23 protein-coding genes are annotated in these 26,811 nt (G+C 59.3%); 13 read left to right on the forward strand and 10 right to left on the reverse strand.

Annotated features, from left to right (window positions below):
* Positions 1-99: 99 nt before the first annotated feature.
* Positions 100-1,188, forward strand: a complete 1,089-nt coding sequence (locus tag RBB49_RS14495; protein WP_306143560.1) for a metal-dependent hydrolase — start codon at positions 100-102, stop codon at positions 1,186-1,188.
* Between the two features lie 13 nt (positions 1,189-1,201).
* Here the strand turns inward: RBB49_RS14495 and RBB49_RS14500 are convergent, their stop codons facing one another.
* The 3 genes from RBB49_RS14500 to RBB49_RS14510 all read right to left on the reverse strand — a co-directional run bounded on the left by RBB49_RS14500 (position 1,202) and on the right by RBB49_RS14510 (position 5,134).
* On the reverse strand, positions 1,202-2,143 hold the full coding sequence (locus RBB49_RS14500; RefSeq protein ID WP_306143561.1) for a hypothetical protein: 942 nt from the start codon (positions 2,141-2,143) through the stop codon (positions 1,202-1,204).
* Between the two features lie 214 nt (positions 2,144-2,357).
* A complete protein-coding gene (locus RBB49_RS14505; RefSeq protein ID WP_306143562.1) occupies positions 2,358-2,882 on the reverse strand; it encodes a TerB family tellurite resistance protein in 525 nt (174 codons plus the stop codon).
* Positions 2,883-2,947: 65 nt separating this feature from the next.
* A complete protein-coding gene (locus RBB49_RS14510; RefSeq protein ID WP_306143563.1) occupies positions 2,948-5,134 on the reverse strand; it encodes an anthranilate synthase in 2,187 nt (728 codons plus the stop codon).
* A 405-nt stretch (positions 5,135-5,539) separates the two neighbouring features.
* Between RBB49_RS14510 and sthA the strand changes: the two genes are divergently transcribed.
* Together sthA and RBB49_RS14520 are read left to right on the forward strand one after the other, a co-directional pair.
* On the forward strand, positions 5,540-6,940 hold the full coding sequence (sthA, locus tag RBB49_RS14515) for a Si-specific NAD(P)(+) transhydrogenase (protein WP_306143564.1): 1,401 nt from the start codon (positions 5,540-5,542) through the stop codon (positions 6,938-6,940).
* A gap of 113 nt (positions 6,941-7,053) precedes the next feature.
* The gene (locus RBB49_RS14520; RefSeq protein ID WP_306143565.1) at positions 7,054-8,472 is read left to right on the forward strand and encodes an 8-oxoguanine deaminase; all 1,419 of its coding nucleotides are present in this window, start codon (positions 7,054-7,056) and stop codon (positions 8,470-8,472) included.
* 71 nt (positions 8,473-8,543) lie between these two features.
* Here RBB49_RS14520 and RBB49_RS14525 read toward each other — a convergent pair whose 3' ends face one another.
* Positions 8,544-9,278: an FKBP-type peptidyl-prolyl cis-trans isomerase gene (locus RBB49_RS14525; RefSeq protein ID WP_306143685.1), complete on the reverse strand. Its 735-nt coding sequence runs from the start codon at positions 9,276-9,278 to the stop codon at positions 8,544-8,546.
* Positions 9,279-9,419: 141 nt separating this feature from the next.
* Between RBB49_RS14525 and RBB49_RS14530 the strand changes: the two genes are divergently transcribed.
* Complete coding sequence (locus tag RBB49_RS14530) at positions 9,420-10,451, forward strand: M23 family metallopeptidase (RefSeq protein WP_306143566.1); 1,032 nt, start codon at positions 9,420-9,422, stop codon at positions 10,449-10,451.
* A 57-nt stretch (positions 10,452-10,508) separates the two neighbouring features.
* On the opposite strand, the gene RBB49_RS14535 is transcribed toward RBB49_RS14530, so the two are convergent.
* Complete coding sequence (locus RBB49_RS14535) at positions 10,509-11,087, reverse strand: MarR family winged helix-turn-helix transcriptional regulator (protein ID WP_306143567.1); 579 nt, start codon at positions 11,085-11,087, stop codon at positions 10,509-10,511.
* 226 nt (positions 11,088-11,313) lie between these two features.
* Here RBB49_RS14535 and RBB49_RS14540 point away from each other — a divergent pair, with 226 nt between their 5' ends.
* Positions 11,314-12,315, forward strand: coding sequence for a DMT family transporter (locus tag RBB49_RS14540; RefSeq protein WP_306143568.1), 1,002 nt, complete (start codon positions 11,314-11,316; stop codon positions 12,313-12,315).
* A gap of 3 nt (positions 12,316-12,318) precedes the next feature.
* Here the strand turns inward: RBB49_RS14540 and RBB49_RS14545 are convergent, their stop codons facing one another.
* Together RBB49_RS14545 and RBB49_RS14550 are read right to left on the reverse strand one after the other, a co-directional pair.
* Entirely contained in the window at positions 12,319-13,212 is an 894-nt protein-coding gene (locus RBB49_RS14545) for an ROK family protein (protein ID WP_306143569.1), read from the reverse strand.
* Between the two features lie 369 nt (positions 13,213-13,581).
* A complete protein-coding gene (locus tag RBB49_RS14550) occupies positions 13,582-14,517 on the reverse strand; it encodes a pirin family protein (RefSeq protein WP_306143570.1) in 936 nt (311 codons plus the stop codon).
* 147 nt (positions 14,518-14,664) lie between these two features.
* Between RBB49_RS14550 and RBB49_RS14555 the strand changes: the two genes are divergently transcribed.
* Both RBB49_RS14555 and RBB49_RS14560 read left to right on the forward strand, forming a co-directional pair.
* On the forward strand, positions 14,665-15,219 hold the full coding sequence (locus RBB49_RS14555; RefSeq protein WP_306143571.1) for an AAA family ATPase: 555 nt from the start codon (positions 14,665-14,667) through the stop codon (positions 15,217-15,219).
* A 7-nt stretch (positions 15,220-15,226) separates the two neighbouring features.
* Positions 15,227-15,841: a thiamine phosphate synthase gene (locus RBB49_RS14560; protein ID WP_306143572.1), complete on the forward strand. Its 615-nt coding sequence runs from the start codon at positions 15,227-15,229 to the stop codon at positions 15,839-15,841.
* Positions 15,842-15,848: 7 nt separating this feature from the next.
* Here the strand turns inward: RBB49_RS14560 and RBB49_RS14565 are convergent, their stop codons facing one another.
* Positions 15,849-16,727, reverse strand: coding sequence for a LysR family transcriptional regulator (locus RBB49_RS14565; RefSeq protein ID WP_306143686.1), 879 nt, complete (start codon positions 16,725-16,727; stop codon positions 15,849-15,851).
* Positions 16,728-17,006: 279 nt separating this feature from the next.
* On the opposite strand from RBB49_RS14565, the gene RBB49_RS14570 reads away from it, so the two are divergent.
* Positions 17,007-18,506: a CoA-acylating methylmalonate-semialdehyde dehydrogenase gene (locus RBB49_RS14570; RefSeq protein WP_306143573.1), complete on the forward strand. Its 1,500-nt coding sequence runs from the start codon at positions 17,007-17,009 to the stop codon at positions 18,504-18,506.
* A 49-nt stretch (positions 18,507-18,555) separates the two neighbouring features.
* Here RBB49_RS14570 and RBB49_RS14575 read toward each other — a convergent pair whose 3' ends face one another.
* On the reverse strand, positions 18,556-18,873 hold the full coding sequence (locus RBB49_RS14575) for a hypothetical protein (RefSeq protein WP_306143574.1): 318 nt from the start codon (positions 18,871-18,873) through the stop codon (positions 18,556-18,558).
* Between the two features lie 268 nt (positions 18,874-19,141).
* On the opposite strand from RBB49_RS14575, the gene cydD reads away from it, so the two are divergent.
* The 5 genes from cydD (at position 19,142) to cydX (ending at position 25,752) form a co-directional block, all read left to right on the forward strand.
* Positions 19,142-20,911 (forward strand): thiol reductant ABC exporter subunit CydD, encoded by a 1,770-nt coding sequence (gene cydD / locus RBB49_RS14580; protein ID WP_306143575.1) that lies wholly within the window; start codon positions 19,142-19,144, stop codon positions 20,909-20,911.
* Positions 20,908-22,551, forward strand: coding sequence for a thiol reductant ABC exporter subunit CydC (cydC, locus tag RBB49_RS14585; protein WP_306143576.1), 1,644 nt, complete (start codon positions 20,908-20,910; stop codon positions 22,549-22,551). Before cydD ends, cydC begins: the two co-directional genes overlap by 4 nt.
* 285 nt (positions 22,552-22,836) lie before the next feature.
* Positions 22,837-24,444: a cytochrome ubiquinol oxidase subunit I gene (locus RBB49_RS14590; RefSeq protein ID WP_306143577.1), complete on the forward strand. Its 1,608-nt coding sequence runs from the start codon at positions 22,837-22,839 to the stop codon at positions 24,442-24,444.
* 6 nt (positions 24,445-24,450) lie between these two features.
* Complete coding sequence (cydB, locus tag RBB49_RS14595) at positions 24,451-25,608, forward strand: cytochrome d ubiquinol oxidase subunit II (protein WP_306143578.1); 1,158 nt, start codon at positions 24,451-24,453, stop codon at positions 25,606-25,608.
* 12 nt (positions 25,609-25,620) lie between these two features.
* Positions 25,621-25,752 (forward strand): cytochrome bd-I oxidase subunit CydX, encoded by a 132-nt coding sequence (gene cydX, locus RBB49_RS14600; protein ID WP_306143579.1) that lies wholly within the window; start codon positions 25,621-25,623, stop codon positions 25,750-25,752.
* A gap of 45 nt (positions 25,753-25,797) precedes the next feature.
* On the opposite strand, the gene RBB49_RS14605 is transcribed toward cydX, so the two are convergent.
* On the reverse strand, positions 25,798-26,673 hold the full coding sequence (locus tag RBB49_RS14605) for an NHL repeat-containing protein (RefSeq protein ID WP_306143580.1): 876 nt from the start codon (positions 26,671-26,673) through the stop codon (positions 25,798-25,800).
* Positions 26,674-26,811: the final 138 nt, after the last annotated feature.

The following is a 26,811-nucleotide window of genomic DNA, read 5'->3' on the forward strand; positions in this document are numbered from 1 at the left end:
GGCTTTTGCCCGCCTTTTTTGCGTCCGCGCATTGCCAAGTCGGCGGCGCTACCACATATCCGGCTAACCTCAATACGCTAAGTCAAAATCGCCGGGTTCATGGATTCAATTACACAATTCGTTTTGGGAGCTGCCGTATCGACCGCTTGCCTTGGCAGCAAGATCGGCCCCCGAAAAGCCGCGATTGTCGGCGGATTGCTCGGCACGTTGCCGGATCTAGACGTGTTCATTCCCTTCGACGATCCGATCGACAGTTTCGTTTATCATCGCGGCTGGTCCCATTCGATCTTCGTACACGCGCTGGCGGCACCGGTTGCCGGCGAAGTTCTGGTGCGTCTTTTCAAGGGGCTGCGTGAGCACCGCTGGCTGACCTGGGGCGCCGTGTTCCTGATTTTCGCGACACACGCCATGATCGACGCGATGACCGTTTACGGCACAAGGATCTTCTGGCCGCTCTATCCCGATCCCGTCGGCGTCGGCTCGGTGTTCATTATTGATCCGCTCTATTCGTTGCCCTTGCTGATTGTCGTGATTTACGCGCTCTGCAAGAAAAACTGGACGTCGCGGCTGCGCAACTGGGTCGCCGGCGCCCTGATCGCCACCACCGCCTATATGGGACTGAGCGTGGTTCTGCAGCAGTATGTGCAGGGACAGGCGCGCCTTGCCTTCCAGTCCGAGGGGATCGAACCGGATGCCGTTTACGCGATCGCTGCCCCGTTCAACATCCTCCTCTGGAAGGTTATCGGACTGGAGGAAGACCGCTATGAGAACCTCTACTATTCGCTGCTCGACGGCCCTGGAACCCCGGAGATCTATGAACACCCGCGCCATCCCGAGCTTGCGGCCTGTCTGTCGGATACGCCGGCCTTCCAGAAGCTGGAATGGTTCAGCCGCGGGTTCTTCAGAACGGAACTGGTCGGCGACAAGATCGTGGTATCGGATCTGCGCATGGGCCTGACACCGGGCTATGCCTTCCGCTTTGCGATCGGTGAACTGGATGACAACGGCATCCGTCCCATCGAACCCAAGCGGGACACAGGCCTTGGCCGTATCGATTCCGACGACTGGGACTGGTTCGTGGCACGGTTGAAAGGACTTCCAAGCGTGCGAAATGCGGAAGCGAATGCCGGAGGGGGCGTTGCTGCGGCAGCACCGCGTACATGCGGCGTCAGCTCGGCCACGGGCTGAAGCGCATACGGCCTTATTCTTTTTGCTCGGATTCCGGGATCGGCAGGAGCAGCGTTTCCGCAAGCAGGGCTTCAGGGTCGTGGATCTGCGGCACCTGCTGGCAATCGGCAGCCGGCTCGCCGGTTTCGCCCTGGTGCTCCTTCAAGGCCGCGCATATCGGGATCGCCGATTGCCGAGTGCCGCTGACCGCGACACTCATAACATCATGCAGCGAGCCGTCGGTTTCCCTTAGCGCAAGTGCAAGATGTTTCGCAAACAGCGAAATTGTGCGGTCTGCCGAATAATTGGCGCTCTGTCCGTCGCCGGCGGAGGACACAAGAGCCTCTGGCCTGTCTTTGTGATCGACGCTGTGCCTGTCGAGCAGGTGCATGTTCACGGCGTAGGAATCGTTCGTGTCGAGGATCAGAATGACCTCTGCCGCCGGGATCGTGTGAAGAATGGCGGCGAATGCGGGCGCGGTTATCCAGATCCCGTCGCTTATGGCTGAAGCGGCTGTTTCCGGTTTCGCGTCTGCCCAGAATTCCAGAACGAAGCCGTTCGCTTCGTCAGCCTGGTCGCCTTCCAACTGGCCGAGCGGCAGGTTTGCGTAGATGATCAGCCGGTCTTCTGCTCCCAGCCGGTTGGCAAGCTCCGTCGCCTTGAGCTTCAGAGCGGAAGCGCTGGCACCCTCGTTGATCAAAAGATGAAGATTATCGGGACCTGCATCCAGGCGTGGGCTCAGCGCCTCCACGACCCGGTCCAGACTGTTGTAGCAGACTTCGAGGGCCTGGGCGTTCCACGGCGGGCAGTTCCCGATCCCGAGCACATGGTTTTTCAGGCCCGCGTCTGTCTGTGCACGCGCTTCGTCAGTGCCGGCAAGACAGGATACGGCCAGCAAGGCAACTGACACCGCGCCAAGCGATCTGCGCAATGCGCGCAAACACCTTGCTGTTTGCATCTTGGCGTTGCCGGACATTGGTCCTCCCCGGATCCCGAACGCTGAAACTCCGCTCAGACTAGTGCAAGCTGGTGAAGACAATGCAAAAGCAAGCTGGAAATTCAATAGAACTCTGACGTGGTCTGTTAATCAACTTATTTCATCAAAAGGTCTTCAATGAGGCAAAAGTTAAACGGTGAATGGTATTTTTATCTGCTTTGCATCATGCAAGGAAAGGCAGTGCCGGTCCCGGTCAATTGCTGAGTTGTTTGAGCTTTTCTATTATATTCACGGTGTCGTCGGTGAGAGTGCCGGTGTCCGCATTTCCAACCTGTGTCACCATCTGAATGAGATCAGGCAACGTGTCCCGGCCACCCAGATGTACCGTCCGTTTGATCAGCCGGCGGATCATGTCGTCGGGATTGCTGCTCTGGCTGGCGAGCCATTTTGAGAACACGTAAAGATCCTCGGCCTCATTCTCGGACATCTCAAAGACCGATTGAAGTTGCTCCATGATGGCATCCTGCTCGGCGCGCGAGATTCCGCCATCGGTTTCCGCAGTCAGCACGAGAAGGGCCGCCGCCGTAACCCGCGGGTCGTCGACACCTTCGCTTGGATGCTGGTTCGCACGTGTGCGGAACCCGAAACGGCGGGCGGCCGCCTTGACCTCGTGAGTGGCGTCCAGCACGACTCGCGTCGTGTCGGCTGCCTGACGGGCGCGGTAAAGCCAATAGGCGGCCCCGGCGACAAGCGCGATGACAACCAGCAATGTGGGCAACGACGATCTCCTTCAGTCTCTGCCTGTTCCCAAGACGACACAATTGCGAATACATCGTGACGAAGTCACGAAACGGCTTCGATTTCCTGCCTCTGCGCATGAACGAGACGCTCGACGACATTCTCGATGATCTTGTGGCCGGCATCCTGATCCAGCGACATGATCGACTCCGGATGAAACTGAACGGCGGCGATCGGCTCGCTTTCGTGCTCGATCGCCATGACGACGCCATCCTCGGTTTCCGCCGTGACCCTCACATCGCCCGGTAGCGTCGCCCGTTTTGCGAAAAGCGAATGATACCGGCCGACGACGACCGGAGCACTCAGGCCGTCAAACAGCAGGGAGTTGCCCGACAGTTTGATCGGGGAGGGCTTCCCGTGCATGGGAATGTCGAGTTGCCCGAGCTCTGCTCCGAAATATTCCGACAGGGCCTGAAGACCGAGACAAACTCCGAAGATCGGCAGGGCGCGCGACCGCGCACGCCCGATCGTGGCGGCGCAATCAAAGTCCTTGGGATTGCCCGGTCCTGGAGACAGGACAACCAGATCGGGGTCGACATCGTGGAAGACGTGATCGGCGACGGGTGTCCGGTAGGTGACGACGTCCGCGCCGGTCTGCCTGAAATAGTTGGCGAGCGTGTGGACGAAGCTGTCTTCGTGATCAACCAGCAGGATTTTCATTCCCTTGCCCGGTTTGGCATTTTCCTGCCGCGCGGTTGCCTTTCCGGCAAGACCCGCCTCGCGCACGGCCGCCCGCATGGCTTCCGCCTTGAGTTCTGTCTCGGCTTCCTCGTCCTCCGGAACGCTGTCATAAAGAAGCGTGGCTCCGGCGCGGATCTGGGCAAGGCCGTCCTTGATGCGCACGGTCCTGAGGGTAAGCCCGGTGTTCATGTCGCCGTTGAACAGAACAGCGCCGATAGCGCCGCCGTACCAGGCGCGGGGTGACTTCTCGTGATCCTCGATGAACTGCATCGCCCAACGCTTTGGAGCACCGGTTACGGTAACGGCCCAGGTGTGGGAAAGGAAGGCATCAAGCGCATCCATGTCAGGGCGCAGGATGCCCTCGATATGGTCGACGGTGTGTATCAGCCGCGAATACATTTCGATCTGGCGGCGTCCGATCACCTTCACCGAACCGGGCACGCACACGCGGCTCTTGTCGTTGCGGTCGACGTCGGAGCACATGGTCAGTTCGGCTTCGTCCTTGGCCGAATTCAGCAATTTGCGGATCTGGGCCTCGTCTTCAATGGCGTTTTTGCCGCGCCGTATGGTGCCGGAAATCGGGCATGTCTCGACACGCCTGCCACCGGTGACGCGCACATACATTTCAGGTGACGCACCGACGAGATATTCGGCATTGCCCAGGTTGAAGAAGAACGAATAGGGCGACGGATTGATTTGCGCCAGTCGTCTTGAGACCGCAGACGGAGGATTGGCGCAGGGCTCGTAGAATGTCTGGCCCGGCACGGTTTCAAACAGATCGCCGCGCCTGAAATAGTCCTTGGCTTCTTCAACCAGTTTTGCATATTCGCCCGGTTCATGATCGCCGCGTCCGGGATCGCGGTTCGCGGGCATATAGGCGTGTTTCTCGCCGGTCCGCTCCAGCCCCTTGGTCGTCCGGCCGTTTACGACGAAGTCATATTCCAGCACATGGGCGCGTTTGCCGTGGTGATCGACGATCAGGATCTCGTCGGGCAGGAACAGGACCACATCCCGCTGGTCCCCGGGCCGTTCCAGCTTCAGGTCAATCGGCTCGAACTGAAAGGCGACGTCATATCCGAAGGCGCCATAAAGCCCCAACTGGTCGTCGTCGCAGGCAAAAAGATCCTTGAGTGCGCGCACGATCGAAAAAGTCGAGGGCTGGCGGGACCGCTCTTCTTCGTTGAAGAGACGGTCGGGCTTCTTGACCGTGAGTTCGATCCGTTCATCGGTGGCCTCGAAGGTTTCGACCACATCATGGCTTTTCAGGGCCTCTGCAATCGCAGGGATCAGAACCTTGCCACGCTCGTTGAGAGCGCGGATACCGACCGTCCTGTCGGCAGCTTCCACAACGAGGGGCGGGTTGACCAGCGCCATGTCCCAGCGGGTGTAGCGACCGGGATACTCGTAGGACGACGCAAGCACGGCGCCCAGCTCGCTGTCCAGCCGATCGATCCAGTCCGACGTGCCGGTTTCGTAGTCGGAAGGGCGTGATGTCCGCAGGATTGTGATCCCGCTTTCCGTTTCAAAGGTCTGGTCTGCCAATGCCGGCATGGTCTTTCCGTTCCCGTTTCGTCGGCCCGTTGGAAGCCTGGCGGCCTCAAAATGCACCAAGGCCGCCGTCGGTATCCCGCGGCGGCCTTTGGTGCGTAACTATGATCCCTTCAGTGCATGATCCATCGCCGGCCGCCTATTTCGCGCCGCGCCACCACCATGCTGCTTTCAGGTTCGTTCTCATGGCTTGACGCATAGCTTATGAGGGCCGCGATGGCAACGGTCTATCGTGTTTGCCGTGCAAGGTGCCGTTTTTTTGCCCATAACCGGGATGCGGCTGCCCATATTTTTTCTCCCGACTTGACCCGAAAACAAAGATGCTGTTTTGCAGTGCGTCAACCATTGTGGATGTATCTTCGGTTCGATGGGCATTCATAATGCCGGTTCGGGTGTGATGAGGGGCAAATGGAACACTACGATCTGATTGTGATCGGCAGCGGGCCGGCGGGGCGCCGTGCTGCCATTCAGGCGGCGAAATTCGGACGAGACGTGCTGGTCGTAGAGCGCGGACGCAGGGTGGGAGGCGTATCGGTGCATACCGGCACAATTCCGTCCAAGACATTGCGCGAAACCGTGCTGAACCTCACCGGCTGGCGCGAACGCGGTTTTTACGGCAGTTCCTATCGCGTGAAGCAGGACCTCACTGCAGCCGATCTCAGGGCACGCCTGCACATCACGCTCAATCACGAGGTCGATGTCCTCGAACATCAGTTCTCACGCAACAAGGTCGATACGGTCAGGGGCGAAGCCCGGTTTCTGGACACGAACCTGATCGAGGTCGAAGGCGACGCGGGCGAGATACTGAAATACTCGGCGGACAAATTTGTCATCGCCGTCGGAACCAAACCGTTCCGTCCCGACTATGTTCCTTTCGACGGTGAATACGTGCTCGACAGTGACGAGATCCTCGAGCTGCGTGAAATCCCACGGTCCATTGCCGTGATCGGGGCAGGGGTGATTGGCGTCGAATACGCGTCGATCTTCTCTGCGCTCGACGTGCACGTCACACTGGTCGAGCCGCGCGACAGCATGCTCGATTTTCTCGACAAGGAACTCGTTGCGGATTTCACGCACCAGCTCCGCGACCGTGGCATCGCGCTGCGTTTCGGTGCCACGGTGGAAAAGATCGAGAAGCACGGGCCGGGAGACTGCGAGATCACGCTCGAAGGCGGCCGCTGCGTGCGCAGCAATGTCATCCTGTTTGCCGCGGGTCGAATGGGTGCGACGCCGAAGCTCCATCTCGACAAGTGCGGATTGTCGGTGGACCACCGCGGCAGGTTGAAAGTCGACCCGGCAACGTTCCAGACCGAAGTCGGCCACATCTTCGCAGCAGGGGACGTGATCGGCTTCCCGAGCCTCGCATCGACCTCCATGGAACAGGGGCGTATCGCAGCGTGTCAGGCGCTCGGCGAAACGGCCTACGACCCGCCGGAGTACTTTCCGTACGGGATCTATGCGGTGCCCGAAATATCGACGGTCGGCATGACGGAAGAGGAAATCAAGGAACGCGGCATTCCCTACGAATGCGGTGTCGCACGCTTCAGGGAAACCTCGCGCGGGCACATCATGGGTCTCGATACGGGTATGCTCAAGATGATCTTCTCGCTGAAGACCCGGCGTCTGCTTGGCTGCCATATCGTTGGGGAAGGGGCTACGGAACTGGTCCACATCGGCCAGGCGGTTCTGAACCTAAAGGGAACGTTGGAGTATTTCGTCGAAAACACCTTCAACTATCCGACCCTTGCCGAGGCCTATAAGATCGCGGCACTGGATGCGTGGAACAGGATGCCGCCACTAGACGAGTAGTCATCTCGTTAACACTTGAAAAAATTTGCGTTTTTCGAATAGAGACCAAAACTTCTTAACGTATACACCGTTAGGATGGTGCGAATACTGATTCGTACATTGTGAAAGTTCTGATGGCACGCACCCTGCTTTTGAAAAACGCGGACATCCTCGTGACGATGGATGGCGGCCGACGGGAGATCGAAAATGGCGGCCTGTTCGCCGTCGACGGTCTGATAACGGCTGTCGGACCGTCGAATGAATTGCCGGAGACTGCCGACAAGGTCGTCGATGCGTCCGGACAGATCGTCCTGCCCGGGTTCGTGAACACGCATCACCATCTCAATCAGACACTGACGCGCAATCTGCCGGCCGCCCAGAACAACAATCTGTTTCCCTGGCTGCAGGCCCATTACCGGATCTGGGCACGCACAAATCCGGACGCGTCGCGCGCGAGCGCACTGGTCGGCCTTGCCGAACTTGCCCTGTCCGGATGCACGACCGTGTTCGACCATTCCTATCTGTTCCAGAGCGGCAACAAGGTCGACTACCAGATCGAGGCTGCCCGCGATCTTGGCGTTCGTTTTCACGCCAGCAGGGGCTCCATGTCGCTGGGAGAGAGCAAGGGGGGATTGCCGCCGGATTCATGCGTTGAAGACGAAGACGATATCCTGAAGGACAGTGTTCGCGTCATCGACCGTTATCATGACGCTTCGCTCGGCGCGATGACCCGGATCGTGGTTGCGCCCTGTTCACCGTTCTCGGTTTCAGAAGATCTGCTGAGGGAGAGCGCCCGGCTTGCGCGCGACAAGGGTGTCATGCTGCACACGCATCTGTGCGAGACGCTGGACGAGGAACGGTACACGCTGGAACGGTTCGGCAAACGCCCCGTGGAGTGGATGGAAGGCCTGGACTGGACCGGGCCGGATGTTTGGTACGCCCATGCCATTCATGTTGACGATGACGAAATCCGCGTGTTCTCGGCGACGGGCTGCGGGGCCGCTCATTGCCCGTGTTCCAACATGCGGCTTGCCTCGGGCATCGCACCGGTCAAGAAATACATGGCGGCAGGGGTCAAGGTCGGGCTGGGCGTTGACGGCTCGGCCAGCAATGATGGCTCCAACATGCTGTCGGAAGTGCGCCAGGCCATGCTTCTGGCGCGCCTGAATCTCGGACTGACGCCGCCGGATGCGCACGAACACGCTTCGCTGCCGCCTTCGCACCCGCTGCGCGCCGGCGAGTGGATGACGGCGAGGGAAGCCCTGGAGCTTGCGACGCTGGGCGGAGCATCCGTGCTCGGACGGGACGACATAGGCTCGTTGCAAACCGGCAAATGCGCTGATTTCTTCACGCTCGATCTCAACGCGATCGAGTTCGCTGGCGGATTGCATGATCCGGTTGCAGCTGTCGTCTTCTGCAGTCCCAAAGGCGCGAAAACGACTGTCATCAATGGGAGGGTCGTCGTCGACGACGGCCGGATCGTGACCCTGGATATCGACAAGGTTGTCGCGGACCACAACAGGCTGAGCCTTGAACTCGCGGCGGGGGTCTGACGAGGATCAAGCGGAATGGGCGGGGCCGGATGGTAAATCCGGTCGTATTTCAAGACTGATCGCGGATCCGCTCAGCATAGCCAGCAGTTTTCGGGCAAGGTGGCGGCGGCGACGGTTTGACCGTTGCCGATCCAGTCCATGATGCCTTTTTCAACGTTCACCACATTGGTGAAACCGGCCTGACCGGCAAGATATTCTGAAAGGACCTGACTGCGGCGCCCCGTTCTGCAGATGAAAACGACTTCCTGGTCAGGCCCGGAAACAAGCTTTTGCAGCTCTGTTCCGAACTCCGGATTGACGTTGCCGTTGGCGTCGAAGAACGTGACGAGATGGGTTCCGGGAATGACACCGGTTTCCTTCCATTCGTCCGGCCGGCGGATGTCGATGACCGTTGCGCCTGCGGCAAGCATTTCCTTCAGCTTTTCGTTGCCGATGTCGGAATACTTCTTGCCTTTGACATCCAGAAGCTCGATCTCGAATTTGAGCGTGGCATTGGGCGGTATCACGCCACCTGCGCCTTGCGGTCCATAGGCCAGGTTCGGCGGTATGATCAGTTCGCGTTTGCCGCCGACCTGCATGCCTTCAACGCCTTGCTCCCAGCCCGGGATGACGCGCCTTTCGCCGAGCGTGAACGAGAACGGCGTGCCCCGGTCAACACTTGAATCGAACTTGGTGCCGTCCATCAGCCAACCGGTGTAGTGCACAACGACGGTCTCGCCGACATTGGCCTCTTCTCCGGTTCCCTTTTCGATATCGCGGATTTGCAGTTCGGTTTGTGCAAGCGCTGAGGTGCTCACGAAAATCATCACAAAAACTGTGGTCAGCCACTTAATCATCACGCTTGGTCCATAAAGTCCATAAATCGGGTTGCCCGAGGGTCGGCGATCGGTCCCCGGAATGCAAGTCACGCTCTTTTAACGAACGATCACGTGAAAAGGATCAGACATATGATGCGGCGCTTTGGCACATTCGGGTTCGTGGCCGGTTTCTCGGTTGGCTTTGGCCTCATCGCCGGGACGCCGCTGCAGGCGGAAGACTTTGAACTGACACTTCCGGTTGACTGCACTCTTGGGAAAGACTGTTTTGTTCAGAACTACGTCGATATCGACCCGACATCTGCCGTGTTGACCGCGTCCTGCGACCAGGCGGGCTACGATGGCCACAAGGGTACGGATTTCAGGGTCCTGAATACCTCCAAAAGCGCCGATGTGGTCGCCTCTGCGCCGGGTGTTGTGAAAGGCGTGCGGGATGAAATGCCGGATCGGCTCGTTCTCTCGGAAGATGATCGCAAACAGGTTGGCGGCAAGGAATGCGGCAACGGTGTGGTGATTGCCCATAACGATGGCTGGGAAACCCAGTATTGCCACCTGCAGCTTGGATCGGTGACCGTAAAGCCGGGGCAGAGCGTGGAACGCGGCACCAAACTCGGCCGGGTCGGCTATTCGGGTTTTGCCGCGTTTCCGCATGTGCATCTGTCCGTGCGCAAAAACGGTCAGATGATCGATCCCTTTCTGGGAACGGAAGATAATGCGCTCTCCCGTCTCGAAACCTGTCAGTCGGACGGACGCGGAACACTTCAACACGAGGACGCCCTTTGGCAGGCCGATGCAAACGGACTGCTGACCGACGGCACAGGCAAGATCATCGAGACCGGTTTTGCCGACGCTCCGGTGAAATCGATCGACGTGGAACGCGCTGATGTGCAGCCGCCTGCCGCAGGTTCATCGGCGCTTGTGTATTTCGCGCGGCTCATCAATGTCCGCAAAGGCGACCGGATCGCCTTGCGGCTGGTCGGGCCGCAGGGGGTTCTTGCCGAAACCGACGGCAAACCGATTGAAGGGCAGAAGGCCCAATGGGTTGCCTTTGCAGGGCGCAAACTGAAGCAGGAGAGCTGGCCGGCCGGAAACTATGTCGGAACGGCAATGCTGATCCGGGATGGCGAGATCATCCAGCAGGAATCGTCTGTGCTGTCGCTTTGATGCCTGCCGCCTTGAGCTTAAAGCCGGAGCCGAGGGTCGCAAGAAAGCGCTTTCTCTCTATTTGCCGGCAACCGGATCGTTGACGCTTCTGATCAGTTTCCCGAGCAGGGAAGACAGCTGTTTCTGTTCGGCCGAGGTCAGTCCGTCAAGCGCCCTGTTCTGCATGTCGACATAGTCGGGGATCATGTCCTTGACCAGTTTCAGGCCCTTGGGCGTCACGCAGACCGTAAGCGCGCGCCGGTCTTCAGGGTGTGGCCGGCGTTCCACGAGCTCCGCCCGTTCCAGTTTGTCGACCCGTGCTGTCATCCCGCCCGAGCTCATCATTGTAGACCTGTAGAGTTCAGTTGGCGTGAGCTCGTAGGGAGGGCCTGACCTGACCAGCGTGGCAAGCACGTCGAATTCACCGAGTTTCAATCCGATATCCGCATAGGCGGGAACCAGATAGTCGCGGTTCATGATCTGGGCGGCTTCATTGAGGCGGCCGAGCAGAACCATGGGTTGAAGCTTGTCGGCGACCGACGGCACTTCCTTTTGCCACTGCCGGCTTGCCCGTTCGGCGCGGTCAATCAGCAGATCATCCGGGTCGCCGAAGAGATTCTTTGCCGTTTTCGAAGTGTCTTTGTCTGTCTTTGCCATGTCCAACTCGAAACTCAGGCTGTCCAGACCAGTCTGCATGTCCTCGACAGCACTGACGGGAAACCGCCGTTCTTTCAGGAATTTATCCAGGGAACCATTCCTTTTCAGGTGCGAAATGTCAATCAATTACAAGAATCTTTATATCAAGTATCTTGAAATCAAGATAAATCTTGCTATCTATCGGCGTGTGGAGAGGCAATCTCCGGTTCAACAGTGAGGAAGCGTCATGACTGTTACGGCAGAGCGTGAAAATCAGGGCGGTGCCGGTGTCGGCGAACCCGGGAAACAGAAAGCTGCCGGTGCAGGCAAGATGCTTGAAACGCCGCTGGTTCTATTGCTGATTATCGGCACGTTCCTGGCCGTTTCGACCGTCTTTGCCAAGGCGGCGCCGGATATTGGCTGGCACCCGGTCGGCTTGTTGCAATGGTCGGTGCTGGGAGGGGCAGCAGGATTGTTTGTGGTCACCAGGCTGTTTGATTTGAGAAGGCGCAACAAAGGCCAGCGCAAGGCGGTGACCGACCGCCGTCAATTGATCGTCTATATCCTTATCACCGGAGGCCTGTTCATCCTGCCGAACATGATCGCGGTAACGGCCGCGCCGAAAGTCGGCGCCGGTTTCGTGGCGCTTTGCTATGCGTTTCCTCTGGTGTTGACCTACGCTTTCGCTGTCGTGCTGAGGCTGCAACGCTTTCAGGTGCTCATGGTCGGCGGCGTGCTTTTCGGTGTTGCAGGCGGTGTACTGCTTGCCATTTCGGGCAAAACGCTGTCGGCAGAGGCGTCCCTTTGGTCTGTCTGGGCGCTGTCGATCCCGGTCTTTCTTGCCGCCGGAAACATCTATCGCACGCTCAAATGGCCGGAGGGAGCGAAACCGGTCGATCTGGCGCTCGGAATGATGGCATTGGGTTTTCTGGCTTTGGTCGCCTTCACCACCCTTTGGAACATTCCGACCGTACCGTCAGACTGGACCGGGGAGGCGGTGATGCTGCTGGTCGCGCAGATCGCGATCTTCGGCCTTCAATACGATCTCTATTTCCGCCTGCAGAAGACTGCCGGCCCGGTCTACCTCAGCCAGATCGGTTCGGTGGCGGCCGTGGTTGGTCTGGCGCTCGGCTTTCTGGTCTTCAACGAAGTGCCGAATGCCGCGAAGCTGGCAGCGGTTATGTTCGTCGGCATTGGTATCGTGCTCGTCACCTTGGGGCAGCGTCGGCTTTCGGGTAACAAAAACTAAGGGTCAATTCCATAGCCAGGCTGCGCCGCGAACACCCGAACTGTCGCCATGGACCGCCTTGCGGATCGGCGTGTCGAATGTGTCGGAAAAGATGTACGGTGCCAAAGCGGGCGGCAGATCGGTGTAGAGTTCTTCTATGTTCGACATGCCGCCGCCCAGCACAAATACATCCGGGTCGAGCAGGTTCGCCGACATGGCGAGCGAACGGGCGAGGCGGCTGACATAGGCCTTGTAGATCTCCCCGGCCACCGGATCTCCCTCGCGTTTGAGCGCCATGATTTCATGACCCTTCAACAGCGTGCCGGTTCTCTCCTTGTAGTCGAGCTGAAACCCGGTGCCTGAACACCAGCGATCGATCACGCCCTTGTGCCCGATCCAGCTGTCAGGTCCCGGAAATTCCTCCGCCGTCAGCCAGGGCACGGTAATCGCCCCCCATTCGCCGCCGATGCCGTTGGCGCCCAGATGCGCCTTTGCGTCGATGGCAATGCCGGAACCGCTGCCTGTCCCGATGATGATGGCGTGCACCACATGCGCACCGGCACCGGCACCATCCGTCGCCTCGGACACCGCCAGGCAATTCGCGTCGTTCTGAATGCGCACGGGTCTGCCAAGCACCCCTTCAAGGTCCTTGTCGAGTGGTTTGCCGTTCATCCAGGTTGAGTTCGCGTTCTTGACGAGCCCGGACTTGGGAGAGAGCGATCCGGGAATGCCGAGCCCTAGCGTGCCCGTTTGACCGGTCGCGGCTTCCGCAGCGTCGACAAGGAACTTCACAGCCTCAAGGCAACCCTGGTAGTCGTCGCGCGGCGTGTCGACACGTTGCCGGAAAAGTTCTTTGCCGTCCTGCGACAAGGCGATGATTTCTATCTTGGTGCCGCCCCAGTCTATCCCAAGCCGCATGATGTCTTTTCCCCTTGTCACCCGCCGGCTCAATCCAACGCGTAATGTGCAACGAACGTGGTTCCGAAGAAGCACAGGATGAATGCACAGAACGCACTCCGGTGCAGTGCGTTTCCGGCCGCCCGGAGAAAGGGCAGCAACGAAACGCGACCGGCGCCGAATGAACTCAGTGCACGTGGACTTTTTTCAGAACGGGGATGTATTTGCCGAGAACCGGGCCCAATTGCAAGGGTTTACCTGCCGAAACAAACCGAAACCCGCTGGTTTTCACCACGGAACCGTCATGTCTGCGAAAGCGCTTAAAAAAGAGAGCCGGGCGCAGCCGGCTCTCCTGTTGTGTTGTTACGTGTTGCGCTGACGCCTTCGGCCTCAGGGTCCGGGCCGGTCCGGCAGCGGGATAAACTCTTCCGCGTCGCCCGGGACCGTGTCAAAGCGCCCCTGCTTCCAGTCTTCCTTGGCCTGCTCGATCCGTTCTTTGGATGAGGAAACGAAGTTCCACCAGATGTACCGGTCGCCGTCCATGGGTTCGCCGCCAAGAACGACGAAGCGCGCGGGATTGGGCGTGTTGTTTTCAACGACGAGATGGTCGCCCGGTTTGAAGACAAGCAACTGTGCCGGGTCGAAGGCCTGCCCGGCGATCGTTATCTGACCCGCGATCGTGTAAAGTCCGCGCTCTTCCCATCCGGCGTCGAGGGGAACCTTGGCACCCGGGTCCAGCGAGATGTCCGCATAGAACATGTCCGACGCCGTCTTGACCGGTGCCGTGTGACCGTAAAGGCTGCCGGCGATCAGCTTTACCGAAGCGCCGTTGTCCGCGAATTCCGGTTGTTCGTCGGTGCCGTGATGCTGGAAGGTCGGATCGCCTTCTTCAAGATGCTTCGGCAAGGCGACCCAGCTTTGCAGCCCGAACAGGGGACGCGTCTGTGTCATGCGTTCGGGCCGCTCCCGCTCGGAGTGCACGATGCCCTTGCCGGCGCTCATCCAGTTGAGCGCGCCCGGTGCAATGGCAATTTCCGTACCGAGGCTGTCGCGGTGATACATTTCTCCTTCGAAGAGGTAGGTCACCGTTGCGAGCCCGATGTGGGGGTGAGGGCGCACGTCAACGCCGCCGCCGACCAGTAGCTCTGCCGGTCCCATCTGATCGAAGAATATGAACGGCCCGACCATGCGGCGTTTCGCCGAGGGCAGGGCCCGCCGAACCGAAAAACCGCCGAGATCGGACGTGCGCGGTACGATAATCGTGTCGATCGGATCGCAACTTGATGCGACACCTGGTATGGGATCGGGACTGTTCAACCAGCTCATTGGCCTCTCCTTGCAGTCTAACTCTGCTCTGCCCCTTAGATAGGGCCGCAGCATGGAAAGTGTCCATTGAACAGTCTGTTTCCATCTGGTCAGCTGATCTGGAGCGTGTATAACGGCAATCCAGCAACCGCCTCCGGAAGCACTTCAATGAAACGCGTCATGATCGTCGGTGGCCCGGGGTCCGGGAAAAGCACGCTCGCGCGCCGTTTGGGCGAACGGACCGGCCTGCCTGTCTTTCATATGGACAAGATCCACTGGTGTGCCGGATGGGTGGAGCGGGCACGTGACGAAAAGGATCGCATGACCCATGAGGTGCACATTCAGGACCGGTGGATCTTTGAAGGCGGACATTCAAGCACCTATCCCGAACGGGTCGCCAGGGCCGACACGTTCGTCTGGCTCGATGTTCCCGTCGGATTGCGTATCTTCAGGGTTCTGAAAAGATCTGTCGTCAACTACGGAACAACACGTCCTGATCTCGCCGACGGCTGTCCTGAGCGGCTTGATTTTCAGACGATCGAATTTCTCAGGTTCATTTGGCGCACGCGGCATTCCGCACGCGCCAAGCTGCTTGCGGTCTATCAGGAGCCCCCTCGGCACCTGAAAGTGTTCAGATTGACAAACAGGGTTGAATTTGAAGCTTTTTTGAGAACATGTGCAGAGCGCGGCGACCGGGATTTGCACGGCACCGGCACAGTTTGAGGGAAACATGCAACTCGATCCATTTTACCCGATTGTCGACAGTTCAGCCTGGGTCGAGCGCCTTGTACCGCTGGGGGTGAGGCTGCTGCAGTTGCGTATCAAGGATGCGGCCAGCGAAGACGTTCTTCGAGAGGAAATCGCAGCTTCCAGGGTGCTATGCGAAAAACACGGTTGCCAGTTGATCGTGAACGACCACTGGCGGCTTGCGATCGATGAGGGCTGTGACTTTGTGCATCTGGGACAGGAAGACCTGGACGGTGCGGATATCGATGCCATTCGTCGTGCCGGCATTCGCCTTGGCGTGTCCACCCATGATGGCGCGGAACTTAAAACTGCACTTGCCGTCGAACCCGACTACATCGCACTTGGCCCGGTCTTCCAAACCAGTTCGAAATCCTTGAAATGGGCACCGCAGGGGCTTGGAAAAGTGATGGGCTGGAAGGAGCAGGTCGGAAATCTGCCCCTTGTTGCTATTGGCGGCATCACCCTGGAAAAGGCCGGAGAGGTTCTGCGGAACGGTGCGGACAGCATCGCGGTTATCAGCGACGTCACGCGCCACCGGGACCCGGAGCAGCGGACAAGGGACTGGATCGAAGAAACGCGTGACTGGCGCGGCGTATGAGCAAGGCTCAGAAAAGTGCTCTATCGCGCGCGACCTGATCGCGTAGAAAGTCCTGGACGGCTGCAACGTGCCGGAGCGGACGCGAACTTTCGTGGGTGACCATCCAGTAGGCGCGCCTCAGTTTCATGGCCGGGAGAACCGACACAAGGCCGGGGTCTTCGCGCGCGATAAAATCGTGCAGGATGCCGATGCCCGCACCGCCGCGCACGGCCTCTGTCTGTCCGAGGGCGGACGCGATTTCGAAGCGTGCCGTCCAGTCCTTGCTGAATTCGGTCCCGTAGTTCAGTTGCGGAGAGTAGAGGAGATCCTCAACGTAACCGATAAGATCGTGCGCGCTTAGGTCGCCTGGTTCGGTCGGTGTGCCATGTTCGCTCAGGTAGGCTCTGGAGGCATAGAGACCGAGCGCATAGTCAACCAGTTTGCCGGCGACCAGACGACCGGTTTCGGGCCGGTCGATTGTGACTGCGATGTCCGCCTCTCGGCGTGACAGGGAAAAGGACCGGGCAACCGGAACAAGCTGGACCGTCAGGCCGGGGTGTCTTTCGGTCAGCTTGCCGAGCCTGGGCGCGAGATAGGCGACACCGAAACCGTCCGGGGCGCCTATACGCACGGTTCCGGCGATTTCAGGCGTGTCACCGCCAAGATCTGCTTCGGCAGCGACCGCCTCTGCTTCCATGCGTTCGGCGCGCTCGAAAAAGCGGCTTCCTGCCTCCGTGAGCAGACAACCGGATGTCGAGCGGTCAAAGAGCCTTGCACCCAGGCTTTCTTCCAGAGACGTAAGGCGTCTCGCCACCGTGGCGTGGTTGACGCCAAGACGTTTCGCGGCGGCCAGAATCTGCCCGGTTCGGGCGATCGAAAGAAAAATTCTGATGTCATCCCAGTTCATGGCTTCCGATCCGACGTCGCTTGTATCCCGCACCACCGGGCTTGACCCGGCTAACCGCGCCGTATTCTCTGGTCTCAAGGAACCTCCGGCATCAGCCGGACCAGTGCATGGACAGGCGCAGAAAATCCTGCAACTGAATGCCATAACTTCAAAATTTGCACAACAGATCCGGAAAACTGGATCTTGTTTGTAACAAAAATAAAAGCGACAAAGATCGCAATCAGAGTGTACACAAGGCCGCGCCGTGAAACCGGCTTCGGTTGATTGGGAGAGATTGAAATGCAGAAAATCGGTCACTTTATCGACGGCAAGCATGTCGAGGGCACGTCGGGCCGTTACACCGACGTCTACAATCCGGCGACAGGTGAAGTTCAGGCACAGGTAGCACTCGCCAGCCAGGCCGAGATGGACGCCGCTGTCGCCAATGCTGCCGAAGCACAGCTTGGCTGGGCCGCGACCAACCCGCAGCGCCGCGCCCGCGTCATGATGAAGTTCGTCGACCTCCTGAACCGGGACATGGACAAACTGGCCGAAGCACTCTCCCGTGAGCACGGCAAAACGCTTCCGGACGCCAAGGGCGACATTATACGCGGCCTTGAAGTGGCCGAGTTCTGCATCGGTGCTCCGCATCTTCTGAAAGGTGAGTACACCGAAGGCGCGGGACCGGGCATCGACATGTATTCTATGCGCCAGCCGCTGGGTGTTGTCGCCGGCATTACGCCGTTCAACTTCCCGGCCATGATCCCGATGTGGAAGTTCTGCCCGGCGATTTCCTGCGGCAACGCCTTTATTCTGAAGCCGTCCGAACGTGATCCCTCCGTGCCGATCATGCTTGCAGAACTCATGATCGAAGCCGGTCTGCCGGCCGGTGTCCTCAACGTGGTCAATGGTGACAAGAGCGCCGTTGACGCGATCTGCGACGACGAGACCATTCAGGCGGTCGGTTTTGTCGGCTCGACACCGATCGCGCAGTATGTCTATTCCCGGGCAACGGCAAACGGAAAGCGCGCCCAGTGTTTCGGCGGGGCCAAGAACCACATGATCATTATGCCGGATGCCGATCTGGATCAGGCCGCCGACGCCCTTGTCGGCGCAGGCTACGGCGCGGCCGGTGAACGCTGCATGGCGGTTTCCGTTGCGGTTCCGGTCGGTGAAACAACCGCGAACGCACTCATCGAAAAGCTGGCGCCGAAGGTCGAAGCTCTGAAGATCGGTCCCTACACGGCAGGCAACGATGTGGATTTCGGTCCGCTGGTGACCAAGGAGGCACTCGGACGTGTCCGCGGGCTTGTCGACCAGGGCGTCAGGGAAGGCGCGAACCTCGTTGTGGACGGGCGCGATTTCTCCATGCAGGGCTATGAGAACGGGTTCTTCATGGGTGGCTGCCTGTTCGACAACGTGACCAAGGACATGGATATCTACAAAACCGAGATCTTCGGCCCGGTTCTGTCCGTTGTCCGCGCGGAAAGCTACGAAGAGGCACTCGATCTGCCGCTCAGCCACGAATACGGCAACGGCACCGCGATCTTCACCCGCGACGGTGATACGGCACGCGATTTCGCGTCCCGCATCAATATCGGCATGGTCGGCATCAATGTTCCGATCCCGGTGCCGCTCGCCTATCACACATTCGGTGGCTGGAAGAAATCCGGTTTCGGCGATCTGAACCAGCATGGTCCGGACGGCTTCAAGTTCTACACCCGCACCAAGACGGTGACCTCGCGGTGGCCGTCAGGCCTGAAAGACGGGGCGGAATTCGTGATTCCGACCATGAAGTAACACGCATCAGAAAGATGCAAAGAAAACGGCGCCAGTGGCGCCGTTTTTTTTATGCTGCTGCAGCCGGCGCTTCGACAGTACGGTCGGGTGCATAGTGTGACATGGTCACAACGGCATCGATTTCAGCGAGGAGAGCAACGAACGTCTGGTCGCTCATGATCTTCTCGGAAGCAGCCTTTGCGCAGGCCAGGTCCTGCCAGAAAACGACATCGGCGAACATGCCGTCGTCTTCAACGGCTTCATAGGCCGTCCAGGAGACAAAACCTTCGAATTGCCTTGCAATGTCCTGTGCCGCCCGCCGTGCCAAGCGGGCTTTGTCCTTGTTCTTGACCTTGAAAACAACGAGTTCCAGGCAGGGATGTGTCATGACTTGCTCCATGAATTCTGTGATTTCAACCGTGACGACCATCGCACAGGCCTCCTGACAGCGTCCCGTCAGCACATCTCGCGGCACCGTGCGCCAAAAAGTCCCGAGAGTTTCATTTGCCCCATTCTGGCGAAACGGGAATGGTCGTTGTAAGACGACATGCAAGGAGACAATGTTTGCTGGCTCCTGTGAATTTTTTTGAGAGGCCGCTCGTTTGAAAGACCACTTTGAATGGTTTTGACGGACATCAGGGGCGTTGGGACGGGGTTTGGGAAAAGACGCGAAAAAAGGTTGTGAGATCGGAGGGCCGGATAACAGCGACAGGAAAGCGCTGACCCGGGCAGGGTCCGTTCTGGCGCTTGCTGATCTGTTGTGGGTGCCGCAGGCAGGTCTCCTCGCATGGTCTTTGGGAGCAGTGCTGTCGCAGTCGGTCGGGGCTTCGGACACGCAGACCCTGCCCATGGATGTCGTCCTCGTGGCTGCCGTCTCGGTGATCCTGATCGCCGTTGTCCGTGTCTTCCTTCAAAAACACGCCCGGGACATCGCTCGGCGCACGGCACGCAACATCCAGGAACGCGCCAGATCCGCCTTGCTGTTCGCCGCTGTGGCGCGATCGCCTTCGGAGAGCTTTCCCTCGTCCGGGGCCTTTGCCGCGCATGTCGTCGACCAGGTCGATCTGCTGGGTCCCTACTATAGAAACTTCATGCCGCAATACATGCGGCTGAAGCTTGTCCCGATCGGCATCGTCCTGATCACGGCCTGGTTCAGCTGGCTCGCGGCCTTGATCCTGCTTGTCTGTGGCCCGGTGATACCGGTGTTCATGGCGCTGATCGGATCCCGTGCAAAGGCAGCGAGCGAGGAACAGCAAGAAGAACTGACGCGTCTCAGCGGTTTGTTGCTGGACCGGATCAGGGGACTTGAAACGCTGACCGTTTTCGGTGCGCTCGACCGTACCAGGTCAGATATCCATGACGCGGGAGAACGCTTCAGGCTGGGCACGATGAAGGTTCTGAAGGTGGCCTTTCTGTCTTCAACGGTGCTGGAACTCTTTTCCGCGCTCGGTATTGCCTTTTCTGCGGTTTACGTGGGTTTTACGCTGCTGGGCGACCTCGATATCGGCACCTGGGGTACGCCCCTCGGTTATGCCGGCGGCCTGTTTGTTCTCCTGCTTGCACCGGAATTCTTTGCTCCTCTGCGCGCCTTTTCCGCCGCCTATCACGACCGCGCTGCCGGTCTCGCAGCTTCCCGCAAGTTGTCCGAACTTCTTGCGGAGATGCAAGCCGGCGGTCCCGAAGAAAAGCCGGCAAGCAACGGTACACAGGAAAGCGGGACAGGGCAGGGCTCCTTGAATCGGTGCGATCCACCTGCAATTTCGTTCACGAACCTGTCGATCACCCTTTCAGGCAGACCGGTATTCGATCGATTCACGTTCAGCATCGCACCAGCCGAAACTGTCTTGCTTGCTGGCAAAAGCGGGCGTGGAAAATCGACCCTTCTCGACTGCGTTCTCGGGTTCCGGACACCGGATACAGGTCAGGTGCTGCTTGATGGCACCGATGTGCGCTTTTTGGCAAGGGAGCTTCGGTCGAGCGTGATGTGGCTCGCACAGGCACCAAGACTGTTCCATGGCTCCGTCAAGGCGAACCTCCTCAAGGGGCATTCAAGCCCGGACGCGATCACTTCGGACGAGATATGGGACGCGTTGCGCCTGGCAGGAGCGGAAGACCTCGTAAGGCGGTTGCCGCAGGGGCTTTCGACCCGCATCGGAGAAAACGGCTTCGGTCTGTCCGTTGGCGAAATCCGGCGCATTGCACTGGCGCGCGCGGCATTGCGGTCCGATGCCGCGTTGCTTCTCGCCGATGAACCGACGGCAGGTCTGGACAGGGAGACCGCCGCCGATGTCGTCAATGGCCTGCAACGCCTGGCAAAGGCCAGAACAACGCTCGTTGCCTCGCATGATGCTACGGTTCTGGGGTTGCCAGGCCGTTTGCTTGACCTGGACAAGCTTGGCGCCCGTGAACTGGAGCCGGCAAAGTGAGGGCGGTCAGGCAAATTGTAAGGCGTCAGGCCACGTATGACCGTTTTCATTTCTGGATCGGTATTCTTGTCGCCGTGTTACCTGCGGCTGCCGGCATACTGCTCCTGGGTGTTTCCGGGTGGTTCATCACGGCAGCAGCGATCGCCGGTCTGAGTGGAGCGTTCCTCAACATATTCGCGCCAAGCGCAATTATCCGTGCCCTCGCGATTGTCAGGACTGCAGGGCGCTATGGCGAGCGTCTGCTGACCCACGACGCGACCTTTCGCTTTCTGGGCGATCTCCGTAACCGGCTGTTCGCGCTCCATTCTTCGACAGCGCTGCAGGGTCGCCGGTCCGGTTTGCTGCTGAACCGCTTGACGGCGGACATTGCGGCGCTTGATGCGATTTACCTTCGTCTCGTTGTTCCCGGCGCGGTCGCGGTGGTCATATTGACCTGTCTTCTCGTGTTCTGGGCTTCCGTTTCGGCGCCGGTGTTCCTGGCGGGTCTCGTGTTCGTTCTGGCGTGGACCTTTTTGGCATTCCGTTCGTTTGCGCGGCCCGACAACAACAGCGCGCGCCGCGCCGACGCCGCGTCCGAAGCAATGCGCCTGCGTGCAGCGGATATGGCGGCGGGCCGGCGGGATCTTGCAGTCTATGGCGGGATGGACGCGGCGGCTGACAATATCGTTGATGCCGGCCACCGGCTTGAGCGGGCCGAAGACCTTCTCGAAGGGCGGGCCGAGACAACATCAGCGGTCTCAAGCCTCGTCGGGCAGACCTTTCTGGCGGCAATGCTGACGGTTTGCGTGCTCGGTGTTGAGGACGGTTCCATCAGCGTCGCCTTCGCCGTCGGTCTCGTACTCGTCGTGATCGCACTGCCGGAAATCATTTCGGTGATGCTTGCCGGACTTGAAAATCTGCCTCGCATGTCGTTGGCCGCCGGGCGTGCCACTAAAGCTGGACAGGCTCCGTCGGGCAGCGGCGAGGCGCAAACTGGCATCGAAGATCCGAAACCGTGCACCGCAGACGTTCTGCGTTTTCGCGGGATTTCCTATCGCTATGAAGGTGCCGCCAAGAACGTTTTGGACGGTTTGTCGTTTGAAATTGGTCCCGGCGAGATCGTCGCCGTTGCCGGGCGCAGCGGGTGTGGCAAAAGCACCATTGCCGCGCTTGCGGCCCGGCTGATCGGGCCCCGCAACGGGCACATTCTGCTGAATGGGCGTCGGGTCGATGATTACCGGGAAGACGAACTTCGCCGCACGGTTACGGTCGTCAGCCAGCGCCCGTATCTGTTCAACGACACGCTCGCGGCGAATTTGCGTCTGGCCGATCCTCGGGCAACAGACGCGGAGCTTTGGCATGCCCTGGAGCAATCCGCGCTGGCAGAACGCATTGCCGCCGGCAGAGACGGACTGTCCGCCGTTCTCGGAGAAGGCGGGCTGGGATTGTCCGGTGGCGAACAGCGCAGACTTGCGCTTGCCCGGGCATTCCTCACCCGGCCTGCTCTATTCGTTCTGGACGAAATGACGGAAGGTCTCGACGAGGAAACCGCCGAAGATGTTCTCGGCAGGTTTCTGGAATACCGGGGGAAATCGGCCGTGTTGATGATCGCGCACAAACAGCGCGAACTGGATGCCGCCGATCGTGTTCTGCACTTGTAAAAAGTGCGCAGAGGTCGACAAAGCTCGGCGAAAGGCGCTCTTTTTTTTCAAAGATGACGTCGCGTTTTTCTGCGATTTCTGGTTGTCCAATACGACTTGTCGCATTGACCTGACAGCTGGCCTGAGCCACCATCCGGACTCGGTAGCCTATTGCTCTTAACGGTTTTTTTGACGGGAAAAGACAAACATTTTGTCCGGCGACACGTGCGCCGTTGAGCAACATGTCAGTTGAGAGCAGCCCTGACTTGAGGTTCAGACCCTGAGGGTCTGAAAAGGGGGAATGCAATGGAACTGAATGTCGTTGATCTGTCCCGGCTGCAATTTGCCATGACAGCGCTTTATCACTTCCTGTTCGTGCCTTTGACCATCGGCTTGTCCATCCTGCTTGCGACCATGGAAACGGTCTATGTCATGACCGGCCGCGAGATCTGGAAACGAATGGTCAAGTTCTGGGGAACGCTGTTCGGGATCAATTTCGTCCTCGGCGTCGCGACCGGCCTCACGATGGAATTCCAGTTCGGCATGAACTGGGCCTATTTCAGCCAGTATGTGGGAGACGTTTTCGGCGCGCCATTGGCCATCGAAGGCCTGATGGCGTTTTTCCTCGAAGCCACATTTGTCGGACTGTTCTTCTTCGGCTGGGACAAGTTGTCCAGGCGCCAGCACCTTGCCGCGACCTGGGCGCTCGCACTCGGGACGAACTTCTCAGCACTCTGGATTCTGATCGCCAACGGCTGGATGCAGAACCCGGTGGGGGCCATCTTCAACCCGGACACCATGCGCATGGAGGTCAACAGTTTCTTCGACGTGCTGTTCAACCCGGTGGCGCAGGCGAAGTTCGTGCATACCGTCTCGGCGGGCTACGTCACCGCCGCCCTCTTCATGCTCGGAATCTCGGCCTGGTACATGCTCCAGGGCAGGCATCTTCAGATCGCCAAGCGGTCGATGGCAATCGCATCCGCCTTCGGTTTTGCTTCGGCGCTGTCCGTTGTCGTGCTCGGCGATGAAAGCGGGTACGAGGCCAACCTGAACCAGAAGATGAAACTCGCGACGATCGAGGCGATGTGGGAGACCGAACCGGCGCCTGCGGCCTTCAACGTCGTCGCCTGGCCGGACATGGAAAAACGGGAGAACATCTTCGCGATTGAGGTGCCCTATGTCATGGGTCTGATCGCGACCCGGTCGCTGGATACGGTTATCCCCGGCATCAACGAACTCGTGGACCGGTCCAAGGACCGCATCCGTCAGGGTGCAATTGCCTGGGATGCCTTGCAGAAGATCAGGGAGAACCCGGAAACGGTCTCCGAGGAGGTGCGCGAGACTTTCAGCTACAACGCAAGTTCGCTTGGATACGCCTACCTGCTGCTGCCCTATACGGACAATCCGCTGGAAGCGACAACGGAACAGATCGAGGAGGCCGCCTGGTCGACCGTGCCCAATGTCTGGCCGATGTTCTATGCCTTCCGGATCATGGTTGCCTGCGGCTTCTTCTTCATCCTGTTGACCACCGTTTTCTTCTATTATTCCTCTTCCGGAAAACTGGACTTGCTGCGCGAAAAGCACAGGTGGCTGCTTCATGTCGCGGTCTGGTCGATCCCGTTGCCGTGGATCGCCTGCGAAATGGGTTGGTTTGTGGCCGAGTACGGCCGCCAGCCCTGGATCATTGAGAGTATGCTGCCGACCTCCGCTGCGGTCTCCAGCCTGTCGGTCACCGAAGTTCTCTTGACCCTGGCAGGGTTCGTGATCCTCTACAGCACGCTCCTGGTGATCGAGATCGCGTTGATGATCAAATATATCCGGATCGGTCCGGATGACGGCGAACCGGCCGAGACCGCACCGCCGCCTGCGAGCGCGCAGCCGGTTTCCGGTGCAGCCCCTGTTCCTGCGGAGTAACCGGCCATGATCCTTTACGAAATGATCGACTATTCGACGTTGAAGGTGATCTGGTGGGTCCTGCTTGGCATCCTGCTGATCGGCTTTGCCGTAACAGACGGTTTCGACATGGGGGTTGGCGCGCTGCTGCCCTTCATTGCCGAAACCGATATCGAGCGCCGTGTGGTGATCAACACCATCGGTCCGACCTGGGAAGGCAATCAGGTCTGGTTCATCCTGGGAGGAGGCGCGATCTTCGCCGCCTGGCCGCCGCTCTACGCGATCAGTTTCTCCGGCTTCTATCTGGCCATGTTCGTGGTGCTTGCCGCCATGATCCTGCGTCCGGTTGCATTCAAGTACCGCTCCAAGCGGCCCGACCCATCCTGGCGCAGCAGCTGGGACTGGGCGCTGTTCGTCGGTTCTTTTGTACCCGCGCTGGTGTTCGGTGTAGCCGTCGGCAACGTGCTTCTGGGCGTGCCGTTCTCGCTCGATAACGACCTCAGGATGACCTACGAGGGTTCTTTCTTCGGCCTGTTCTCTCCGTTCTCGTTGCTGTGCGGACTGCTGTCAGTCGCCATGCTCGTGATGCACGGCGCGGTGTGGCTTGTCATGCGCACCTCCGGCGAGATCGCGACGCGGGCCCGCCGCTACGGTACCTTTGCCGCGCTGCTTGGCATCGCGCTGTTCGCCCTCGGCGGTTATCTCGTCGCAAGCGGATATGTCGACGGGTTCCGGATCACGTCGGACGTCGATCCGAACATGCAGGCGAATCCGCTCGCCAAGACCGCTGCAATTGAAGACGGGGCCTGGATGGCCAACTATGCCGCCTATCCCTTGCTCTGGATCGTGCCCGGACTTGGTTTCCTTGGGCTGGCCGGAACGTTGCTGCTGCTTCAGACAAGGATGGAGATGCTGATCTTCGTCTTTTCGAAATCGGCGATTGTCGGGATCATCGCAACTGTTGGAATTTCGATGTTTCCGTTCATCCTTCCGTCCTCGGTTCAGCCTGAAGCGAGCCTGACCGTCTGGGATGCGTCCTCGACACACAGGACACTGTTCAACATGCTTGTGGCAACCATCATCTTCCTGCCGATCATCCTTGTTTATACCGCCTGGGTCTACAAGGTGCTCTGGGGCAAGGTGGATGAGGAAACCATCGAGCGCGACAACCACACGGCCTACTGAGGAGACGACAAGATGTGGTATTTTGCCTGGATCCTTGGAATGCCCCTGGCGTGTTGCCTGGCGATCCTGAACGCCATGTGGCTCGAACTGCGCTCCGACGACGAGCGCAAAGAGATCGAGCGCCGGCGTTTTCATCGTCCGTGATCGGGATTTCGGCCGGGATACTCAGCCCGGCCGTCATTGACTGGATCAGTTGATTGCGACCGTGTAGCGGACAATCCGGTTGTTGTCGCTGTCCGAGAAATAGTACTCGTTGCCGCGAATGGCGACGCCTTCAGGATCGTCGAAGAGGTTAGGACCTTTTCCGGGTTTGCCAGTTCCCAGAACACCAAGAAGAGCAGCGCCGCCGTCTGCATCCGGATCGATCATCAGGATGCGATGCGCGTCCTGATCGGCGACCACAAGTCTGCCAAAACTGTCGACGTCGAGATAGCGCGGACCGTAAAAACCGAATTGCGGTCCCTCGACCGTCTGAAGTTTTTCAAGGCTTGGCGAGTACCGCACGAGCCGCCGGCTGAAATTGTCGGCAACCCAAACGGAACCGTCCGGACCTTCCGCGACATCATGTGCGCCCGGATGAGAGCCGGCGCTCGCGACCGCTTCTCCATTCTCGTAGGCAATCAGAAGCCCGGTTCCGCCGGCCATGGCATAGATGCGTCCGTTGCTGTGGGCGAGGGCTCCTTCGGTGCGCGGTGCGGGCAACGTGATGCGCGGTGCGATATCGAGCGTCTCGATGCTGCTGAAGACGAATACGCTGCCAAACCCGGTCACGGCAACCGCGACTTCACCGCCGGGGCCAAAGGATATGTCATGCGCGCCGGGGAGTTTTCCTGCGCTCAGGCTTTCCACGACGTCGAGCGTGTCCGGGTCGACGACTGCGATCCTGTTCCCGAACTTGTCCGCAACATAAAGGAGGCCGTCAGGTCCGAAGGCGAGGTCATGCGGATCGTTCAGCACGTCGGGGCCGGCCTTGTCGAAAGACGCGAACGGGGCGGGTGCTTCCTGCGCGGCTGCCACGACGCTTGTCAAGCAGGCAAGAACGAAAATTCCGATGCCGACGCGCATGGGATGAGCCTCCAATTGACCGGAGAGAATGAGCGAAAATACCAAGCGGGAATATCGTGCGGCGAAAGCCGGAACCGGTCAACCGGAAGATCCGTTTGCCGGGCCGCGAACTCCTTGAAGCAGTTGCCTCTATACAAA

The organism is Roseibium sp. MMSF_3412, from assembly GCF_030733265.1.
Taxonomy (GTDB): domain Bacteria; phylum Pseudomonadota; class Alphaproteobacteria; order Rhizobiales; family Stappiaceae; genus Roseibium.

What these genes read in the sequence shown, in the direction of transcription:
- RBB49_RS14540 (WP_306143568.1), top strand. Translation starts at nt 11,314, where the DNA reads ATGACTGTTACGGCAGAGCGTGAAAATCAGGGCGGTGCCGGTGTCGGC.
- RBB49_RS14530 (WP_306143566.1), top strand. Translation starts at nt 9,420, where the DNA reads ATGATGCGGCGCTTTGGCACATTCGGGTTCGTGGCCGGTTTCTCGGTT.
- RBB49_RS14495 (WP_306143560.1), top strand. Translation starts at nt 100, where the DNA reads ATGGATTCAATTACACAATTCGTTTTGGGAGCTGCCGTATCGACCGCT.
- cydX (WP_306143579.1), top strand. Translation starts at nt 25,621, where the DNA reads ATGTGGTATTTTGCCTGGATCCTTGGAATGCCCCTGGCGTGTTGCCTG.
- RBB49_RS14520 (WP_306143565.1), top strand. Translation starts at nt 7,054, where the DNA reads ATGGCACGCACCCTGCTTTTGAAAAACGCGGACATCCTCGTGACGATG.
- RBB49_RS14535 (WP_306143567.1), bottom strand. Translation starts at nt 11,087, where the DNA reads ATGGCAAAGACAGACAAAGACACTTCGAAAACGGCAAAGAATCTCTTC.
- RBB49_RS14570 (WP_306143573.1), top strand. Translation starts at nt 17,007, where the DNA reads ATGCAGAAAATCGGTCACTTTATCGACGGCAAGCATGTCGAGGGCACG.
- RBB49_RS14500 (WP_306143561.1), bottom strand. Translation starts at nt 2,143, where the DNA reads ATGTCCGGCAACGCCAAGATGCAAACAGCAAGGTGTTTGCGCGCATTG.
- cydB (WP_306143578.1), top strand. Translation starts at nt 24,451, where the DNA reads ATGATCCTTTACGAAATGATCGACTATTCGACGTTGAAGGTGATCTGG.
- RBB49_RS14545 (WP_306143569.1), bottom strand. Translation starts at nt 13,212, where the DNA reads ATGCGGCTTGGGATAGACTGGGGCGGCACCAAGATAGAAATCATCGCC.
- RBB49_RS14605 (WP_306143580.1), bottom strand. Translation starts at nt 26,673, where the DNA reads ATGCGCGTCGGCATCGGAATTTTCGTTCTTGCCTGCTTGACAAGCGTC.
- RBB49_RS14510 (WP_306143563.1), bottom strand. Translation starts at nt 5,134, where the DNA reads ATGCCGGCATTGGCAGACCAGACCTTTGAAACGGAAAGCGGGATCACA.
- RBB49_RS14565 (WP_306143686.1), bottom strand. Translation starts at nt 16,727, where the DNA reads ATGAACTGGGATGACATCAGAATTTTTCTTTCGATCGCCCGAACCGGG.
- RBB49_RS14590 (WP_306143577.1), top strand. Translation starts at nt 22,837, where the DNA reads ATGGAACTGAATGTCGTTGATCTGTCCCGGCTGCAATTTGCCATGACA.
- RBB49_RS14555 (WP_306143571.1), top strand. Translation starts at nt 14,665, where the DNA reads ATGAAACGCGTCATGATCGTCGGTGGCCCGGGGTCCGGGAAAAGCACG.
- RBB49_RS14560 (WP_306143572.1), top strand. Translation starts at nt 15,227, where the DNA reads ATGCAACTCGATCCATTTTACCCGATTGTCGACAGTTCAGCCTGGGTC.
- sthA (WP_306143564.1), top strand. Translation starts at nt 5,540, where the DNA reads ATGGAACACTACGATCTGATTGTGATCGGCAGCGGGCCGGCGGGGCGC.
- RBB49_RS14575 (WP_306143574.1), bottom strand. Translation starts at nt 18,873, where the DNA reads ATGACACATCCCTGCCTGGAACTCGTTGTTTTCAAGGTCAAGAACAAG.
- RBB49_RS14525 (WP_306143685.1), bottom strand. Translation starts at nt 9,278, where the DNA reads ATGATTTTCGTGAGCACCTCAGCGCTTGCACAAACCGAACTGCAAATC.
- RBB49_RS14550 (WP_306143570.1), bottom strand. Translation starts at nt 14,517, where the DNA reads ATGAGCTGGTTGAACAGTCCCGATCCCATACCAGGTGTCGCATCAAGT.